General features: G+C 76.2%; 8 protein-coding genes. 1 reads left to right on the forward strand and 7 read right to left on the reverse strand.

The genetic code is table 11. The annotated features are described in order from the left end of the window. Window positions 1–393: 393 nt before the first annotated feature. The 6 genes from Actob_RS35140 to Actob_RS35165 form a co-directional block, all read right to left on the reverse strand. A complete protein-coding gene (locus Actob_RS35140) occupies window positions 394–3,324 on the reverse strand; it encodes an FtsX-like permease family protein (protein WP_284916224.1) in 2,931 nt (976 codons plus the stop codon). Beyond that, window positions 3,318–6,314 carry an FtsX-like permease family protein gene (locus Actob_RS35145; RefSeq protein WP_284916226.1) on the reverse strand — a complete coding sequence of 999 codons (2,997 nt, stop codon included), beginning with the start codon at window positions 6,312–6,314 and terminating at the stop codon, window positions 3,318–3,320. The genes Actob_RS35140 and Actob_RS35145 overlap by 7 nt, the downstream gene beginning before the upstream one ends. A gap of 78 nt (window positions 6,315–6,392) precedes the next feature. Then, window positions 6,393–7,046, reverse strand: coding sequence for an ABC transporter ATP-binding protein (locus Actob_RS35150; RefSeq protein WP_284916227.1), 654 nt, complete (start codon window positions 7,044–7,046; stop codon window positions 6,393–6,395). Further along, window positions 7,043–10,093: an FtsX-like permease family protein gene (locus Actob_RS35155; RefSeq protein WP_284916228.1), complete on the reverse strand. Its 3,051-nt coding sequence runs from the start codon at window positions 10,091–10,093 to the stop codon at window positions 7,043–7,045. Before Actob_RS35155 ends, Actob_RS35150 begins: the two co-directional genes overlap by 4 nt. Beyond that, a complete protein-coding gene (locus Actob_RS35160) occupies window positions 10,090–13,083 on the reverse strand; it encodes an FtsX-like permease family protein (RefSeq protein WP_284916229.1) in 2,994 nt (997 codons plus the stop codon). The genes Actob_RS35155 and Actob_RS35160 overlap by 4 nt, the downstream gene beginning before the upstream one ends. 112 nt (window positions 13,084–13,195) lie before the next feature. Next, a complete protein-coding gene (locus tag Actob_RS35165; RefSeq protein ID WP_284916230.1) occupies window positions 13,196–14,197 on the reverse strand; it encodes a magnesium transporter CorA family protein in 1,002 nt (333 codons plus the stop codon). 43 nt (window positions 14,198–14,240) lie between these two features. Here Actob_RS35165 and Actob_RS35170 point away from each other — a divergent pair, with 43 nt between their 5' ends. Continuing rightward, a complete protein-coding gene (locus Actob_RS35170) occupies window positions 14,241–14,954 on the forward strand; it encodes a nicotinamide mononucleotide transporter family protein (protein ID WP_284916232.1) in 714 nt (237 codons plus the stop codon). Here Actob_RS35170 and Actob_RS35175 read toward each other — a convergent pair. Next, entirely contained in the window at window positions 14,835–16,058 is a 1,224-nt protein-coding gene (locus Actob_RS35175) for a benzoate/H(+) symporter BenE family transporter (RefSeq protein WP_284916233.1), read from the reverse strand. The genes Actob_RS35170 and Actob_RS35175 overlap by 120 nt on opposite strands. Window positions 16,059–16,101: the final 43 nt, after the last annotated feature.

A 16,101-nucleotide genomic window follows, 5' to 3' on the forward strand; every position in this document is an offset into this window, starting at 1 on the left:
ACCTCCTTCACAGCCCTCGCACAGCTTCTTATGCACGAGAACGGATCCGGACCACCCGATGGATCAATCCGCGCCAGAGTCTTTCGGCCCTGGCGAAATCTTCGTCGAACCGCTAGCCCGTCTCCGGGTCCTCACCCGGCCGCGATCCCGCACGCCGCACCACGGAGGCTCGGAGTCACCTCTAGACCGAGGCTACGGCGTGGACCCGCATCGCGCCCGGCAGCAGCCGCCGTACACCTAACCGCACCGCACGCCGACCCTCGCCGCACACCTAACCGCACCGCACGCCGAATCGCAGCGCACGCCGGACGCCGCCGCACGCCGCACGCCGGACGCCGGACACCGGACGCCGCCGCACGCCGCCGCGCGCTCGGCCGGCTGCCGAAACGCCGCCTAACCGACCCGGCGGCGGAGATCCCGCCCGCCGGCCACGGCCGCCACCAGGTAGGGCAGCAGGACCGCACCCGTCCACCAGAGCAGCACACCCCATCGGGGCTGACCCGGCAACGGCAGGTCCGGTGGGTTCACCCCGGCGAGCGGCAACGCCCACCCGGTCAACCGCCAGCCGGCCACCCCGACCAGCATGCCCACCAGCACCGCGGCCGTCACCAGCACCGGATAGGTCCAGAACGTCGCCTGCCCCGCCGGCCCCCGCCGCAGCCCCTGGATCCGCATCGCCACCAGGTCCTCGGTGCGCCGCCCGCGATCCACCGCGACGGTCAGCACCAGCGCGCCCACCCCGAGCAGCGTCGCCAGCCCGGCCGCCAGCAGATAGAACCCCAGCGACAGCGCCGGCCCCTGCCGGTCCAGCCGCTCCCGCACCGCCGCCGTCCCGGTGTCGTCCACCACCGTCAGCCCCTGCGCGGTGAGCCGGTCCACCACGTCCGGCGGCGCCGCCGGGTTCAGCCACACCTGCGCGGCCTGGGCGCGTCTGGTCCCGGAGGTGAGCAGCCCGGTGTATCCCAGGTCCACCAGGTACGCTCGCCGGCCCAGCTGCGGCACGGCCGGCAGCGCGGCGACCGGATCGACGCGCAGGGTGTCGTCGGCCAGCCCCTTGATCGCCTCGGGGGCCGCTCCGGCGTACGCGATGGGCAGCGGATCCGGCACCCCGGCGGGCCGCAGCCGGGCCACCTCGCCGTAGGAGGGTGCGACGGTCACCGCGAGGGTGACGCCGTCCGGCCCGGTGGTCAGCTCGCCGGACTTGCCGGCCAGCCACCGGTCCCCCAGCGAGTGGATCGTCATCCGCGCCTTGACCTGTGTCGCCCCGCTGCCGCCGACCTGCAGCCCGTTGATCCGGCAGCCGTGGCGGCAGACCAGTGGCTGCTGCCGGTACGTCGCGCGCCCGGCCCGCAGCCGCCCGAGGTCGACGGTCGCCTCGCCGTCCGGGGAGGAGACGCTGACGCTGAGCTGGAGCCGATCGCTGTCGCTGGTGACGTCGACGGCGAGTTCCGGCCCCTCGATCACCGTCGGTTCCGCCTCGACCGGGCGCAGCCGCTGCGCCACGGTGGCCGGCGACTCGGCGTCCAGCGGCCAGGTCGCCACGGCGGCCAGCGCCCGGCTGTCCACGGCGAGCCCGGCCACCGGGACGTCGGTGCCGCTGGAGAGCTGGGTGACCGCCATCGCCCACCGCCCGTCCGGGTCGGCCCCGCGCACCGCGGCCAGCAGCTGCCGGGCGGAGACCGGCTGCACGGTCAGCACCCGGGCCGCGCCGGAGCCGAGCCGGGCCTGGGTGTCCCGCCCGCGCGCCCCGGTGTCGATGGCACAGGCCGCGTAGCCGGCCACCGCGGCGGCCGCCACCAGCAGCGCGAACAGCCGGGACGCGCCGGGCCGGCGGGTGACCTGCAGGCCGGCCAGGGCCGGGCCGAGGCGGCCGCGGCGGAGCGCCCCGGCGGCGAACCGGCCGAGCACCGGCAGCAGCGCCCGGGACAGCAGCAGGGCCAGGGTGAGCAGGATCAGGGCGGGCGCGAACAGCCCGATGCCGGTCAGCGAGCCGTCCGACAGCACCAGCTGGACGCCGGTCAGCACGGCGAGCACCAGCAGCACCGCCTCGCCGAACGGGACCCGGCCGGCGCCCGGCGCGGGAATCCGCCGGAGCAGCGCGGCGACCGGGCGGGTGAGCTGGCGTCGCTGGGCGGCGACCGCGGCGAGCAGCGCGATCAGGGCGGCGATCGGGGCGTAGCGCAGCGAGGACCAGTCGGCGGCCTGGCCGACGCCGGGGAACCGGACGGCGGCCACCGCGTTGATCAGGACCTGCCCGGCGAGGCAGCCGGCCAGCGCGCCGGCCAGCACCGCGACCAGGCTCTCCCCCGCCGCCAGCCACCAGCGCGACCACCACCGGGCGCCGCGCAGCGCGACCACCGCCAGCTCGCTCTGCCGGCCGTCGGCGCCGTAGCCGACGGTCAGGTGGATGCTGAAGCAGGCGAGCAGCACCAGCGGCACGGCCAGCACCGGGACCAGCAGCCGGGACGCGGCCCGGCCCTCGTCGATCCGGTCCAGCAGTTCCGGGATGTCGGTGTCGATCTGCAGGGTGTCGTCGAGCTCGGCGGCGGCCTGGTCGAGGCGGCGCAGCTCGGCGCGCAGGCCGTCGATCCGGTGCACGTCGAGCACCCCCGGGGCGGCGACCCCGTCGATCGCCATCTCGGTGCGCACCCGGTCGGTGGCGGGCATGGTCATCGAGGTGGTGAAGACCGGCTCGCCGGAGCCGACGTCGGCGCCGCCGACGAAGTAGCCGTGCCGCCCCCAGTACGTCCCGCCGGGCTGCACGGCTCGATAGGTCCCCGCCACGACCAGCGCTTTCGGCTTGCCGGCCGGCACGAAGCGCGGGACGCCGGCGGAGCCGTCCGGGCTGGCGGCGGCCAGGGTGATCTCGTCGCCCGGGGCCAGGCCGAGCCGGTCCGCGGTCCGCTCGCCGAGCAGCACGTCGCTCTCGCCGAACAGGCAGCGGCCAGCCACTATCGTGACGTGGGCGCAGACGTCCTGCCGGAAGACCAGCCGGGTCGGGTACCGGTCAGTTTTCTCCAGCCCGACGGTCGGCGTCTCGGCGGAGTAGAAGTAGCGGAAGCCGGGCAGCGCGATCAGGGTGCCGCCGAGGTTGGCGAAGTCGTCGGTGCCGCCGCCGGCCGTCGCGTCCTGCACGCCGCGGACGGTAAGGGTCAGCTCGCCGGTGGACGCGGTGGCGACCTGCCCGGCCGCGACCGCCCGGTCGGCGGCGATCAGGTACGCCGGGGCGGCCACCGCCGAGGCGACCGCCAGCAGCGACAGCAGGGCGAGCGTGACCGCCTGGCCGCGGCGGTGCCAGACCATCGCCAGGACCAGCGTCAGCATCGGTGCAACCCCCGGATCAGGGGGCGCAACGCGAGCCAGCCCACCAGGCCGAACAGGATCAGGGCGGCCAGCGCGGCAAGTGTCACCACGCCGGGCGACAGCGGCGCCGGCGTGGACAGCACCCGCCAGCCGTCGGTGAAGGCCGGCACCGGGGTGCCGGTCGCCGCCACGCTCAGGATCGCGGCCAGCACACCGGTCAGCACGCCGGTGACGATCAGCGCGGCCGGGCCGGAATAGCCGGCCCCCACCGCGACCCGGGCGGGCAGTCCCTGCCGGCGCAGCGCGGTCAGCTGGTCGGCGAGCGAGCGCCGCTCGGCGGCGATGCCGACCGCGACGGTCACCGCGGCCAGCAGCATCGCCGCCGTCCCGGTCAGCAGCGCGAACCGGACCACCGCGGCCGGGCCCTGCCCGCGCAGGCGCTCGGCGAGCTGCCCGGCGGTGGTGTCGGTGCCGATGGTCAGGCCGGCGGCGGTGAGCGCGTCGACGATCCCGGACGGGGCGCCCGGGGCCAGCCAGACCTGGAACTCGCCGCCCGGGTCGGCGACCCCGGACAGCCGCCGGGTGGCGTCCAGGTCGACCAGCACCCCGGACCGCCCGACCACCGGGAGCGCCGGGACGGTGGCGGTCACCTGGACCGGGGCCGGTTCCCCGTACGCCTCCAGCAGCGCGTCCGAGTACCGCCACGCCTCCGGGGTGGGGCCGGCCAGCACCACCGGCAGCGGCCCGCGCGTCCCGGCCGCCCACAGCTCGGCGCCGACGTGCTGCTGGCCACCGGAGTTCCGGTCGGCGATCAGGCGCAGCGCGCCGCCGGTGGCGGCCACGTCCAGCGCCGACCCGACCGTGCCGGGCCGCCACCTGGCGATGTCGCCCAGTGTCGTAACGTCCAGCACCACCGGCTCGGCCCCGTCCTGGCGCAGCTCGCGAACGGTGACCGCGGCACCGGGCGGCGGTGGCCGGGTGCGGCCGGTCCGATCGGGTGCCGAGGTGAGCGACCAGTTGACGATCTGGCAGCCGGGCGCCTCGGCGCAGCCACCGACCGGCACGTCGACGGTCCGCTCGCCGGCGCCCAGCACCCCGAACGAGACGGTGACCGGCGCCCCGGTGGCCTCGTGCCGCAGGCTCAGGCTCAGCGCCACCGGCTGCGACCCGTCCCGCCGGTAGCGCAGGGTCAGCCGGTCGCCGGTGATCGGTGGCAGGCCGCCCTGGTTCGCCGCGGCGGTGGCCAGCGGCAGCGCGGTGACCGGGCCGTAGTCCGGGCGCCAGGCGGCGATCGCGGCGAGCCGGGTGGTGTCCACCTCGAGCACCCGCACCTCGCTGTCCTGGCTGACCACGGCGGCCATCGCCGCCCGGCCACCCGGGTCGGCCCGGCGAACCGCTTCGACGAGCGCGGTGCGGTTGGTGCCGGGCACCGTGAGGACCCGGACCGCGCCCAGGTCGGCGGTGCTGCGCTCGGTGCGGGCCGCGCCCTCCGCCCACTGACCGCCGGCCGCCGTCAGGAACCCGGCCACGCCGACCACGACCAGCGCGAAGAGACGCTCCGCGCCGGCCGAGCGGGACAGTTGCAGGGCGCTCAGGCCGAGCCGCAGCCGGCCGCCGCGCAGTGCCGCGCGACCGGCGCGGGCCGCGACCCGCCCCAGCAGCCGGGCCGCGAGCAGCCCGACGGCCAGGGCGACGAGGGCCGGCGCGGCAGCGTCGACGCCCACCGCGGCGCTCCCGGACCGGGCCTGGAAGAGCGCGGCCGCGGCGACGGCGAGCAGCAGCGCGTCGGCCAGGGCGGCCCACCACGGGTTGCCACCGGGGGCCACCGGGCGCAGCAGCGCCGCCACCGGCCGGCGCAGCACCGCGGCCTCGATCAGGGCCAGCACCGCCAGGCCGCCGAGCAGCACCGCGCCGGCCGCGACCGCCGACCAGGTCAGCGCGGCGGACCGGTCACCGGCGCCGGGGACCCCGCCGATCAGGACCCGGGCCAGCAGGACGCCGATCGGGGCGCCGAGCAGCACACCGAGCGTGAGCGGCACCAGGTGCTGGCCCCAGACCAGCCGGAGCACCCCGGAACGGCCGACGCCGCGCAGTTTGAGCAGCGCGGCGTCCGCGCGCCGGGCCCGGGACGTGTAGCGCCCGGCCAGGCCGATCGCGAACCAGGTGAGCACGACCAGCTGCACCCCGGCGGTGAGCACGCCGCGCAGCACCGTGGACCGGTCCCGCGCGATGGTGCCGAGCAGCCGGCGGGTGTTCGTGCTGAGCTGCACCTCGTCGACGCCGAGCCGGCCGTCGGCGGCGGCCAGCTCGGCGGCCAGCGCCCGGTCGCCGCGGATCATGGCGTCCGGCAGGACGACGTCGTAGACGCTCGTCGCGGTCCACAGAGTCTTGTCGCGGAACGTGGCGACCGGGACGAAGACCGGGTCGAGCCCGCCGGAGCCACGGAACGGATCGCTCGCCCAGTAGGGCCCGTCCGGGTCCTGCCGGGTGTAGAGCGCGACGACCCGGACGGTGACCGTCCCGGAGACCATCGAGGTCTGCGTCTCCAGCGTGCCGCCCCGCCCGACGCCGAGCCGCCGCGCCGACTCCTCGCTGATCGCCGCCTCGCCCGGCGCCGACGGGCACCGGCCGTCGAGGCGGGCGTGCTCGCAGAACCCGTCCCGGAACGCCACTCGCACCGGCACCCCGGACGCGCCGCGCACCAGGGTCAGCGAGGCGAACAGGCCGGTGACCGGCTCACCGATCGGCAGGCGCAACCGGTCGCGGACCCGGCCGGCGAACGCCGTCAGCGCGCCGGCCGGATCGCCCGCGGTGTTCACCCCGCGCTGGGCGGTGAGCACCCGCTCGGCGGCGCCGGCCGCCGCCAGGTCGGCGGTCGCCGACCTGTCGGCCGAGGCATAGGCGAACCACGGCCCGGCCACCGCGACGGCGGCCGCGACGGTGGCCAGCACCAGAATCGTCAGCACCTGTGCGGTCCGGGTCCGCACCGCGCCGAGCACGAGCGCGAACATCGATCCTCCCCGTTTCTCCGGGCAGGTTACGCGCTCGACGCCCGCCGTGGTGCCCGCAAGTTCCGGCCTGTGGACAACTCAGCCGCGAGCCCAGGTCGCGGCGCCGTCGACCAGGTGCAGTTCCCGGTCGCAGACCGCTGCCGCCTCCGGGTCGTGGGTGGCCAGCACCACCGTCGCGCCGCGGTCCGCCTCGGCGCGGAGCAGCTCCAGGACCTTCTGCCGGTTGGCCGCGTCCAGCTCGCTGGTCACCTCGTCGGCCAGCACCACCTCGCCGCGCAGGGCCAGTCCCCGGGCGATCGCGGCGCGCTGCTGCTGGCCGCCGGACAGCTCCTCGATCAGCTGGTTGGCCTGCCCGGCCAGGCCGACGGCGGCCAGCGCGTCGGCGGTCCGGCGGCGGGCGTCGGCGGGCGATCCGCCGGTCGCGATCACCGCCACCGAGATGTTCTCGGCGGCGGTGAGGATGGCGGCCAGCCCGTTCTCCTGCGGGATCAGCACCACCCCGCGGCCGACCGCGGCGTCCCGGTCGCCGAGTGGGTCACCGGCCACCGTCACCGCGCCCGAGCGGGGTGCCAGCAACCCGGCCATCGCGCTCAGCAGAGTCGTCTTGCCGGCTCCGGAAGTTCCGGTGATCGCGAGCACCTCCCCGGGGCGCGCGCTGACTGTCACGTCGCGCAGCACCGGTTCACCCGTCCCGTACCCCAGATCCACCGACGCCAGGTCCACCGAAGTCATCCGTTCCTCCCGTTCACGGTCTTCGCCTCAACGCGATTGCGCAGGTCACGCCCGGTGGCCAGGGCCACCAGGAAGAGCACGGCGGCCACCGCGCCGCAGGCGCCCAGCATGGCGCCGGGCCGCGGCCAGGCCGGCAACGGCAGGTCCGGCGGGGTGAGCCCGGCCAGCGGCAGGGTCCACCCGGTCAGCGCCCAGGCGCCCAGGGCGACGAGCAGGCCGACCACCGTCGCGGCGAAGACCAGGACGGCGTACGTCCAGAGCGTCGCCCGCCCGGCGGCACGCCGTCCCAGCCCCTGCACCCGCAGCGCGGTGAGGTCCTCGACGCGCCGCCCCCGGTCCACCGCCGCCGCGAGCACCAGCCCACCCGCGCCGAGCAGCACCGCGAGACCGGCCGCCAGCAGGTGGAACCAGAGCGCGAGCGCCGGACCCTGCGCGGCCAGCCGCAGCGCGGTCAGGCCGGCCCGATGGTCGCCGGTGACGGTCAGGCCCCGCGCCGACAACCGGTCCACGATGTCCGCCGGGGCCCGGTCGTTCAGCCACACCTGGGGCAGTTGCGCCTCGGCGGCGTCGACCGCCACCCGGTCGGCGTACTCCAGGTCGACCAGGGTGCCGTGCCGGCCGAGCAGTGGCACCGCCGGCAGCTCGGCGACCGGTACGGCCGGCAGCGGATCGGCGTCCAGCCCGGTCAGCACCGCGCCGGGCGGCAGCGGACCGGCGTGCGCGACCGGCAGCGGCCACGGCGTGTCGGCCGGTTGCACCCAGGCCGCCGCGGACAGCCCGCCCGAGGCGTCCAGGTCGATCCGCAGCCCGTCCGGGTCCGCCGCCAGCCTGCCGTTCGCCGCCATCCGCCACCCGCCAGGGTCCCGCAGGCGCTCGGCCGGCACCGCCGTGGCGACCGGGTTCACCGTGCCCAGCTCGTTGATCACCACGCGGCCGGTGATGCCGAGCGCGGTGCCGACAGCGGTCAGCCCGATCCCGTTGAGCCGGCAGCCGCCCTGGCAGAGCCGCACCCGCTGCTGGTACACCCGCCGCCCGGGCTGGAGCAGGCCGAGCTGTACCTCGGTGTCGCCGCGCCCGTCCACCGAGCTCAGCGCCAGGCTCAGCCGCAGCCGCCGGCCCACGCCCAGGCCGGTCGTGGTGGCCGCCACGCTGATGTCGGTGCCGGCGAAGGCCGCCGGCTCGGCCGCGTCCGGGCGCAGCCGGGCGGCCACCGCCCGCACCGCCGGAGCGCCGTCCGGCCAGGCGGCGACCGCGGCCAACCGGGTGCTGTCCACCGCCAGGCCACTCGGCACTGCCGGGCCGCCGCTGGGCAGCCGGCTGACCGCCATCGCGAAGTCGCCGTTCCGGTCGACCGCGCGGACCGCGGCGAGCAGCTGTTGCCGGTAGACCGGCCCGATGTCGAGCACCCGGGCGGCGCCGGTGCCGAGGACCGCCTCGACGTCCCGGCCGCGGGCCGCGGTGTCCACCCCGCAGGCGGCGTACCCGGCCACCCCGACCGTGGCCACCAGCAGCGCGAACAGGCGTTCGGCGCCGGGCCGGCGGGACAGCTGGAACCCGGCCAGGGCGGTGCCGGGCCGGCCCCGGCGCAGCGCCCGGGCCGCCCCGCGGGTCAGCACCGGGACCAGCAGCCGGGCCGCCACCAGCGCGAACGCCAGGATCAGCAGGGCCGGGGCGAACAGGCCCAGGCCGGTCAGCGAGCCGTTCGAGAGGGCCAGCTGGAGGCCGGCGACCACGGCGAGGACCACCACCACCGCCTCGGTGATCAGCACTCGGCGGCCGCGCCGGGCCGGGTTGCGGCGCAGCAGCGTGCTGACCGGGCTGAGCAGCTGGCGGTGCTGGGCGGCGACCGCGGCGGCCACCGCGGCGACGGCGGCGAGCGGGGCGTAGCGCAGCGACGACCAGCCCGGGTCCACGCCGACGCCTGGGAACCGGCTCGCCGCCACCACGTTGACCAGCAGCTGCCCGGCGAGACAGCCGGCCACCGCGCCGGCCAGGACGGCGACCAGGCTCTCCCCGGTGGCCAGCCACCACCGGGTCCACCAGCGGGCGCCGCGCAGCGCGACCACCGCGAGCTCGTCCTGCCGTCCCTCGGCCCCGTAGCCGACCGCCAGGAAGATGCTGAAGCAGGCGAGCAGCACCAGCGGCACGGCCAGCACCGGGACCAGCTGGCGGGCGGCGGCCCGGCCGGCGTCGATCCGGTCGAGCAGGCCGGGCAGGCCGGTGCTCAGCTGCACCCCGGAGCCGAGCTTGGCGGCCGTGTCGCCGAGCCGGTCCACCCCGGCGCGCAGGTCACCGAGGCGGTCCACGTCCAGCGCCGCCGGCCCGGCGGTGCCGTCGATCGACACGTCGCTGCCCGGATGGTCCATCGCGGCCACCGTCGCCATGAGCGTGAAGACCGGCTCGCCCGGCCCCCGGCCGGGCGTCGCGGTGAAGTAGCCGTGCGAGCCCCAGTACGCCTCGCCGGCGTCCCGGATCGTGTAGGTGCCGACCACGGTGAGCCGCTGCGGCACCGCCGCCGGCACGTACCCCGGGGTCTGCGCGTCGTCGTTGAACCGGGCCCCGGTCAGCGTGACCGGGTCGCCGGGGCGCAGCCCGAGCCGGGCCGCGGTGCGCTCGCCGAGCAGCAGCTCACCCTCCCCGGCCGGACAGCGGCCGGCCCGCAGGGTCAGGTGGTCGCAGACGCCCTGCCGGAAGACCATCCGGGAGGCGAACTCCAGGCTCGGCTCGATGCCGACGGCCGGATACTCGGTGGCGTAGACGTAGTCGAACCCGGGCAGGTCGACGAGCGCGGCGGCGACGGTGGTGAAGTCCAGCGGCGGCGGGGCGAGCGGGTCCGCACCGGCCCGCGGGTTGAGCGACGCGGCGATACTCAGACCCAGCTCGCCGGGGGCGGCGGTGGAGATCTGCCCGGCCGCGACCGCCCGGTCGGCGGCGATCAGGTAGGCCGGCGCGGCCACCGCCGACGCGACCGCCAGCATCGCGAGCAGGGCCAGGGTGACCGCCTGGCCGCGGCGCCGCCAGACCATGGCGAGGACGAGGCCGGTCACAGCGCCGCTCGCAGGCGCCGGACGAGCGGCTGAACGGCCAGCCAGCCGGTCAGGCCGAGCAGGGCGGAAGCGGTCAGCAGGCCGAACCCGAGGGCGAGGCCGCCGAGCACCGGGGGCAGCGGCAGCACGTCCCAGCCGTCGGTGAACGGCGGCACCCGGGTGCCGGTCAGCGGCCCGGTGAGCAGCGCGGCGAGGGTGCCGCCGAGCAGGCCGGCGAGGATCGGCGCGGCGGTTCCGGCGTACCCGGCGGCGACCGCCACCCGGGTCGCCAGTCCCTGCACCCGGAGGGCGCGCAACTGGTCACCGGCGCCGCGCCGGTCCACCGCCGCGGCCACCGCGCAGGTGGCCGCCGCGAGCAGCAGCCCGGCCAGCCCGGCGAGCAGCCCGAATGCGGTGACCGCGGCCGGGCCCTGCCGCCCCAGCTGGGCGAACCGGCCGGCCCGGGTGCTGTCCCCGGTCACCTGCAGCCCGGCCGCGGTCAGCGCCGCGACCAGGCGGTCCGGCGCGCCGGCCGCCAGCCACACCTGGTACTCGCCCGGCGGCTCGGTGTCGCCGGTCATCCGGCGCAGCGCCTCCAGGTCGGTGAGCACCCCGGAACGGCCGAGCACCGGCAGCGCCGGCACGCGCCCCCGGATGCTGATCGGTATCGGACCGGACCCCAGACCGAGGACCGGGTCGTCGAGCTGCCGGGCCTGCGGTCCGGGCCCGGCCAGCACCACCGGCAGCGGCAGCGTGACGTCCGCCGCCCAGGCCTCCGCGCCGGCCACCGGCAGCATCATCGCGTTCTGGTCGGGGGCCAGGCGCAACACCCCACCGGCGGTGGAGACGTCGAGCGCGGCGCCGTCGCCACCGGACCGCCACCGCCGCACATCACCGAGTTCGGCCGGGCCGAGCAGGTCCGCCGCCGGGTTCGCCTGCCACATCTTCCGTACGCCCACCGCACTCCCCCGCGGCGCCACCTCGGCCGTCACCTCCGGACCGGCGGGCGTGGTCACCGCCCAGCGGACGATCCGGCAGCCGGGCGCCGTCGCGCAGCCCCGCACCGGCGCGCTGACCTGCTGCTCCCCCGGCCCGAGCACGCCGAACGACACCGTCTCCGGCACGCCGGTCCCGTCCTGCCGCAGGGTGAGCGTGAGCTGCACCGGAGCCGGACCGTCCCGGCGCACCCGCACGGTCAGCCGGTCACCGGTGACCAGCGGCAACCCCGGCCCGGCGGTCCCGGTCCCGGGCGGTGACACGGCCAGCGGCTCGCGGTCGGCGACCGCGGCGTACCGTCCGCTGTCCACCGACAGCACCGGCGGGTCGGTGGTGGTGTCGACCACCGCGGCCATCGCGGTTCGGCCGTCCGGGTCGGCCGCGCGGACCGCGGTGAGCAGGGCGGTCCGGTTCGCCGCCCGCACCCGCAGCACCCGGGGCGCGCCCTGCTCGGCGGCGCCGCGCTCGTCCCGGGCGACGCGTTCGCCGGACCAGGCGCCGGCCGCGGTGAGGAAGACCGCTACCGCCACCACCAGCAGCGCGACCACCCGATCGGTGCCGGGCTGCCGGGACACCCGCAGCGCGGTGAGCCCGGCCGGCAGGTGCCCGCCGCGCACCCAGGCGGCGCCGCCCCGATCCGCGGCCCGGGCCAGCAGCCGGGCCAGCAGCAGCGCCACCGTCAGCGCGAGCAGCGGCGGGGCGGCGCGGGCCAGCCCGCTGCCGGCGCCACCAGCCCGGGACTGGTAGACGGCGGCGCCGGCCACCGCCACCAGCAGCAGGTCGACCAGGCCGGACCGCCAGGTCGCGGACGTCGCGGCGCCGGCCCCGCGCAGCAGGTCGGGCACCGGCCGCCGGAGCACCAGCGCCTCCAGCACGGCGAGCACGAGCAGGCCGCCGGCCAGCACGGCGGCGACCGCGGCGAGCGACAGCAGCAGCGCCGCCCGCCGGTCGCCCGGGTCGGTGACCGGGCCGGCCAGCAGCCGGGCCAGCAGATACCCGGCGGGCGCGCCGAGCAGGGCGCCGGCCAGCAGCGGGACCAGATGCTGGCCCCAGACCAGGCGCAGCGTGCCGAGCCGGGTCGCGCCGCGCAACTTGAGCAGGGCGGCGTCGGCGCGGCGGTCCCGGCCGGTGTAGCGGCCGGCCAGGCCGACAGCGAACCAGGTGAGGACCAGCGTCTGCACGGCGGCGGTGACCACCCCGTCGCGGATGGTCACCCGGTCCCGGTGCAGGGTGGTGAGCAGGCCGGCGCTGGTGGTGACCAGGCGGACCTTGGCGGCGGCCAGCCGGGCGTCGGTCTCGCGCAGCTGGGCGGCCAGGTCGAAGCCGCCGGCACCGCGGAAGAGCCGGTCCGGGATCCGGCCGTCGAGGGTGAGCGTGGGCGACTGGAGCGCCTCGGCGGCGAATGTCGACAGTGGGGTGAACGCCGGGTCGAGTCCCTGGTCCTTGCGGTACAGCGGATCACTCCAGTACGGACCGTCCGGTTCGGCGGGCGTGTAGCGGGCCACGACGGTGAGCACCACCGGGACCCGCCCCGGCGTCTCGACCAGGCTGACCCGGTCGCCGAGACCGAGGCCGAGACGCTGCGCCGCGTCCCGGCTGATCGCCGCCTCACCGGCTCGGCGCGGGCACCGCCCGTCCAGGCCGGCCCGGTCACAGAACTGCTCGCGGAACGCCGCGGCGAGCACCGGCCGGGTCGCGCCGCCGGCTACGTTCAGGGGCTTGACCAGGCCGAACACCGGCTCGTCGAGGGGCATCGGGAGCATCCGGCGTACCGAATCCCGGAAGTCCTCCAGGGCCCCGGCGGCGTCGCCACCGGTGAGCGCACCCTGCCTGATGGACAGCATCCGCTGCGCCGCGGGCGCGGCGGCGAGATCCGCCTCGGCGGCCCGGGCGGTGGCGGCCGCCGCGTACCAGGGCCCGGCGGCGACGACCGCTGTGGCCACGACGGTCAGCGCCAGAATGGTGAGCACCTGCGCGGTCCTGGTCCGCACGGCACCGAGAACGAGCGCAAGCATCCATCACCCCCGATAACCGGGGACGGTACTAGGTTCTGTCGCGGGATTCACGTGCGAGCGAGGCGAGGTTCAGGTGGGGGCTGCAGGGCCCGCGTGAATCCCGCGACAGAACCTATAGCCAGCCGCGTTTCTTGAGGTAGAAGAAGAGGGCGCTGGCCGAGACGGCGATCAGTGCGAGGCTCTGCAGGAATCCCCAGAACTTCCCGAATCCGGGATAGGGCAGGTTCTGCCCGAAGTAGCCGGTGAGCGCGGTCGGCACCGCGATGATCGCGGCCCAGGCGGCGAGCTTGCGGGTGACGTCGTTGAGCACGTTGCTCTGCTCGGCGAGGTCGGCGTCGAGCAGCTCGTTGATCCGGGTGAGCGAGTGCTCGATCGACTCGACGGTCCGCTGGGCATGGTCCTCGACATCCCGGTAATACGGCTTCAGATGGTCGTTCACCAGCTCGATCTCGGCCCGGTCGACCTCGTGGACCAGGTCCGGCATGGGAGCCACCGCCCGGCGCAGGGCGGCCAGCGCGCGGCGCAGGGCGAAGCCGCGCAGCCGGACCGGCCGGGGCGCGCCGCCCTCCCCGAGCATCACGTCCTCGACCGAGTCCATCGCCTCGTCGATCGCCCGGGCCGCCGCGTACTGCCCGTCGACGACCAGGTCGAGCAGACCGTAGACCAGGTAGTTCACGCCGCCCTGGACGGCCAGGTGCGGTTCGGTGTCCCAGCGCTCGATCAGCCGGCGCACGTCGGAGTCCGCCTTGCGCACCGTGATCAGCACCCGCTTGGTGATGAACGCGCTGATCTCGGTCTTGTCTGTCCGCGGACCGGTCTCGGCGGGCCGGTACTCCACCGCGTAGACGTTGATGAACAGGTGACCGGGATAGTGGTCCAGCTTGGGGCGTTCGTGCTCGGCGAGGGCGTCCTCGACGGCGAGCGGGTGCAGGTCGAACTCCTCGGCGACGGCCGCGAGATCGGCCGGCTGCGGCTGGTAGAGGTCCACCCAGGCGAACGACGCGGGATGCTCACGCAGGTGGCCGGCGAGTGCGTCGAACCCGAAGTCCTGCTCGATCACCCGGCCCTCGGCGTAGAGCCGGGTCTGCACCGGACAGGAGATCACTGTGGTCACCGTCCCACTATGCCCAACGGGGGAAACGGGTCTACCTTGAGCCGTGACTTGGCTCGACCATCTGCTGACCTCGTTCTACACCGCCAAGTGGCAGGTGACCCCGGACCAGGCGATCTACTGGCGCGAGATCGTCGGTAACGCGTTCGGGCTCGGTTCGGCGCTGTTCGGCCTGCGCCGCAACGCCTGGGCGTGGCCGGTCGGGATCGTCGGCAACGTGCTGCTGTTCACCGTCTTCCTGGGCCAGGCGCTCGGCAACGACCAGGGCACCCCGCTGTACGGCCAGGCCGCCCGCCAGGTGTTCTTCCTGATCACCAGCGTTTACGGCTGGTGGCGCTGGCAGCGCAACCGGCGGCTCGACCACGGCACCGCGGTGGTCCCGCACTGGGCCGGCCACCGGCAGCGCCTGATCTTCGTTCCCGCCGCGCTGGCCGCCGTGGCCGGCTGCTTCTTCGTGTTCCGCGCGATCGGCGCCGGCTTCCCGGTCCCCTGGTGGTACTACCTGGCCGACTCGTGGATCTTCGTGGGGTCGATGCTGGCGACGTTCGCGATGGCCCGCGGCTGGGTGGAGTTCTGGCTCTGCTGGATCGCCGTCGACCTGGTCGGCGTACCGGAGCTGCTGCACTTCGGCTACTACCCGTCAGCGGTGCTCTACGCGGTCTACGCGGGCTTCGTCATCTGGGGTTTCGTCGTCTGGCTGCGGCTCTCGCGGCGCTTTGAAACGCGTCAGGACCAGGTGTACGCCCACACCGGCGACTAGTCCCCAGAAGGCCGCGCCGACGTGCGCCACGGTCATCCCGGACGCGGTGGCGGCCAGGGTGACCAGGGCGCCCTCGCGGGCCGGCCGGTCGTCGAGGGCGCCGGCCAGGCTGCCCAGCAGCGCGCCCAGCAGGGCGACCCCGCAGACCGCGGCGACCAGCGGTTTCGGCAGCGCGGTGAAGAAGCCGACCAGGCCGGTGCCGAGCAGGCCGCAGACCAGGTAGAAGGCGCCGCAGGCGACCCCGGCCACGTAGCGCAGCCGCGGGTTCGGGTGGGCCTGCTCGCCGGTGCAGATCGCCGCGGTGATCGCCGCCAGGTTGATCCCGTGACTGCCGAACGGGGCGAGCAGCACCGAGGTGAGGCCGGTGCCGGTGAGCAGCAGCCGGTCGTCCGGCTGGTATCCGCTGCTCTTCAGCACCGCGAGGCCCGGCGCGTTCTGCGAGGCCATCGTGACGATCAGCAGCGGCAGGCCGATGCTGACCAGCGCCGACCAGTTGAGACTCGGCACCGTCAGGTGCGGGAGGGTGATCCGCACCGGGATCCCGCCGAGGTGCAGGTCGTGGCCGAGCGCGGCGACCAGGGTGCCCGCCGCGAGGGCGAACAGCACCGCGTAGTTGGGCAGCAGGCGCCGGCCCAGGAAGTACCCCACGAGCACCGACAGGACGATCGCCGGCGCGCCCGGCAGCTGGCGGAACGCCTCCAGCGCGAACGGCAGCAGGATGCCGGCCAGCATCGCCGAGATGATGCCCCGCGGCACCCGGGCCAGGATCCGGCCGAACAGCCCGGAGAAGCCGAGGATGGTCATCCCGGCGGCGGCGAACAGGAACGCGCCGATCGCGTCCGAGTATCGGTACGCGCCCAGCGAGCCGACCAGCAGCGCCGCACCGGGCGTGGACCACGCGGTGATCACCGGCATCCGGGTGACCAGGCTGAGCACCAGGCCGGACAGACCACTGCCGACAGCGATCGCCCAGACCCACGAGGTGGTCTGGGCGGTGGTCAGGTGGGCGGCCGAGGCGGCGGTGAGCACCACCACGAACGGGCCGGAGAAGCTCACCAGGACGGCGACTAGGCCCGCTACCAGGGCGCTGATCGGTACCTTCACCCGGAGAAGTCGACCACGGCGGGCCGACTTCTCCGATACCGGG

The organism is Actinoplanes oblitus (genome assembly GCF_030252345.1).
GTDB lineage: Bacteria > Actinomycetota > Actinomycetes > Mycobacteriales > Micromonosporaceae > Actinoplanes > Actinoplanes oblitus.

What these genes read in the sequence shown, in the direction of transcription:
- Actob_RS35145 (WP_284916226.1), bottom strand. Translation starts at nt 6,314, where the DNA reads ATGTTCGCGCTCGTGCTCGGCGCGGTGCGGACCCGGACCGCACAGGTG.
- Actob_RS35140 (WP_284916224.1), bottom strand. Translation starts at nt 3,324, where the DNA reads ATGCTGACGCTGGTCCTGGCGATGGTCTGGCACCGCCGCGGCCAGGCG.
- Actob_RS35160 (WP_284916229.1), bottom strand. Translation starts at nt 13,083, where the DNA reads ATGCTTGCGCTCGTTCTCGGTGCCGTGCGGACCAGGACCGCGCAGGTG.
- Actob_RS35150 (WP_284916227.1), bottom strand. Translation starts at nt 7,046, where the DNA reads ATGACTTCGGTGGACCTGGCGTCGGTGGATCTGGGGTACGGGACGGGT.